Genomic DNA, 1,774 nt, shown 5'->3' on the forward strand with positions numbered 1-1,774 from the left:
CTACTGCCAGGCACCATCATGTACCGTACTGGTGATTTGGCTAAGTGGCTGCCAGACGGAAATGCGATGTATTTAGGCCGAATGGATGATCAAATCAAGCTAAGAGGCATTCGGATTGAGCTTGGAGAAATTGGTGCGCAGCTTCTAAGACATGAGGCGGTAGACGAAGCGGTTATCATCGCATATGAGGATCAAGCAGGCGATAAAAAACTTTGCGCATACATGGTTGTGAATCAAACAATAGGAGTTCAGGATTTAAAGAGCTTTTTGAAAAATAAAATGCCAGATTATATGATCCCTTCGTTTTTTATGGAGATCGCTGCGATACCGTTAACACCTAATGGCAAAGTGGATCGCAAGGCGCTCCCAGAACCTGTTTTACAGCAACGAGTCGTTGCTGAGCTTACCCTGCCTCGAACCTCGCTGGAGGCAGAGGTGGCTGAAATATGGAGAGATGTACTCGGCATTGAGCAAATTAGTATGTATGATGATTTCTTCGAGTTGGGTGGACATTCCCTGAAGGCTGCGGTATTGGTAAGCCGGATTCAAGCTAAATTCCATGTTGAAATGCCGCTAAGCGTCGTATTTGAACGACTGTCTGTTGCGAGTATGGCTGAGTGGCTGTCAGGGGGAACGCTGTTAAATTCTGAGCTGGGCATCGAAGGAGCTATCATTCCACTGCAAGCAAATCGGGATCATTATCCAATGTCTCCTGCACAGAGACGCCAATATATGATCGAGCTCATTGCCGGACAATCGACGATGTATCATATTCCGTTTGTGCTTCACATCCTAGGTAATCTGGAAAAAAAGAAACTGGAAGCCGCGTTTACTGCACTAATTACGAGGCATGAGAGCCTGCGAACATCATTCCACTATGTGGGTGAACAGTTCTGTCAGCGAATTCATCCTGCAGAGCCATTTGAGCTAACGGAAATGGTTATAAAAGGCGAGCAGGCTGATCTATGGCAGCGCGCGTCATCTGCAATCGGAGCAGATGTGAGGATCAATGAATTAATGRCCCAATTTACAGATCCATTTGATCTCGGAAGCGGTTCACTGCTAAGAGTCGGTCTTGCTGAATTGGCAGAAAACCGTCACTTGTTGTTGCTGAACATCCATCATATTGTGACGGATGGGATATCGATGAGCGTGCTCATAAAAGAGTTGATCGATTTATACAACGGGCAGGCGTTGCCAGAGCTGACGGTGCAATATCGTGATTATGCAGTCTGGCAGCTGGAACGATTAAGCGGTGACTATTACTCGAAGCTGAGGCGTTATTGGCTGGGCATGTTCTCGGACGAACTCCCGGTGCTTGATCTGCCTGCAGACAAGCAGCGTCCGGCGGTTCAGCGTTATGAGGGCCGAAGGTATGCTTTTCAGCTAAACGAGGAGCTGGCATATCGGGCGCGGCAATTGGCAAGGGAACGAGGGACGACTTTATATACGCTGCTGCTTAGCGCTTATACGGTACTCCTTGGGAAGTATAGCGGACAAGAGGATATTATCGTGGGTACTCCCGTAGCCGGACGCAGTCACATAGATGTAGAAAGGCTAATCGGCATGTTCGTCAATACGGTCGCCATTCGTTGCCGTCCGCAATTCGGAATGACGGTTGGCAGTTACATTACTGAAATGCACGGGAATGTGCTGCAAGCGCTGGAGCATCAGGAATTTCCGTTCGAGGATCTTGTAAATCAGCTTGATATGGAACAGGATTTAAGTCGCAATCCCCTATTTAACACGATGTTTATATTGCAAAATATGGAGC

1 protein-coding gene is annotated in these 1,774 nt (G+C 47.5%); it reads left to right on the top strand.

Annotated elements, in window-relative coordinates; all coding sequences use genetic code 11:
- The coding region (locus tag AC1DSE_RS34865; RefSeq protein ID WP_477529079.1) for a condensation domain-containing protein at positions 1-1,774 on the top strand (1,774 nt) is incomplete at both ends.

Source organism: Paenibacillus sp. 01L418, from assembly GCF_056400045.1.